Source organism: Photorhabdus namnaonensis (assembly GCF_001684335.1).
Taxonomy (GTDB): domain Bacteria; phylum Pseudomonadota; class Gammaproteobacteria; order Enterobacterales; family Enterobacteriaceae; genus Photorhabdus; species Photorhabdus namnaonensis.
Map to the genome: position 1 here is coordinate 55,728 of NZ_LOIC01000080.1, position 892 is coordinate 56,619.

The 892-nt window shown below is 41.0% G+C and carries 2 protein-coding genes; both read left to right on the top strand.

From position 1 onward, the window contains the following. Window positions 1–190 (top strand): hypothetical protein (locus Phpb_RS26985; protein ID WP_240492582.1); only part of this gene is annotated, 190 nt, incomplete at its 5' end. Further along, window positions 187–892 (top strand): hypothetical protein (locus Phpb_RS16065; RefSeq protein WP_109396668.1); only part of this gene is annotated, 706 nt, incomplete at its 3' end. The genes Phpb_RS26985 and Phpb_RS16065, both read left to right, overlap by 4 nt.

Consider the following 892-nt stretch of genomic DNA (forward strand, 5'->3'; position numbering starts at 1 on the left):
CAGTCAGCGTCAATTTAAGGCGAAAATGGACAGTTACAAGATGCTTATCCCTGACAATGTTTACTACCGAAATCTCTATTTTCTGGATATGGATAAGCAGTTAATAAAGTCACTGACGGTCAGCCAGCAGGAAGAACAAGGGGAACTGGCCTTACAGCATTACTGTGATAAACAGGAACTGTCCGTATGAAAATATTGAAGATAACGCTGTCCTTATTATTTCTCTATTTTATTTACTGGGCGTTTGGCGACACCCTTTTTGGCAGGCTTTTTCCTTTTTCACCTGACGAGAAGAAACAGTTGATTACGGTGGAAGGTGTCGTGCCGAAATACACAAAACCGTATGTATCTGCGCAATATATCTCAAAAAACTGTCTTAGATATCAGTTTGATGCAGGTATGTCGCCTTATCAAGTGCCGACCTATTATGGATTGGATTTGGATGTAAAAGCTGATCCGCAAACCGGTTACTTTCAGGCGAAATTGCCTTTCAATGGTGGAGGATGGTGTAAATGGAAAATCAATCAGGCTTCTGTGGCAATAGGGTATACCGATGTCCGACATCTGGTGAAAGATGCCGTGCCGTATGCGGGAACCGGCTTAACGGCATTTATTAATGATGCTGCCCGGACAAATATTAGCGAAATCCCTGCATCGAATACGATTGATTTTAATCCGGTTCTTTACCCTGTTTTAGAAATGGTTGAAGGATTTCCGAAAAGCGTATCCTTACAAGGTAAAGTTAAATTGTATCCCTTTAGGTTGAAGTTAACTCCGGGAGCCAAATGGAAAATTATTTTTAAACCTAAACTGGATGAAACCAAAATGCCAAAGGTCATAGTAACCAGGAAAAGTGAATGGGTTGAATATCCTGACGGGCACATTGAAATCA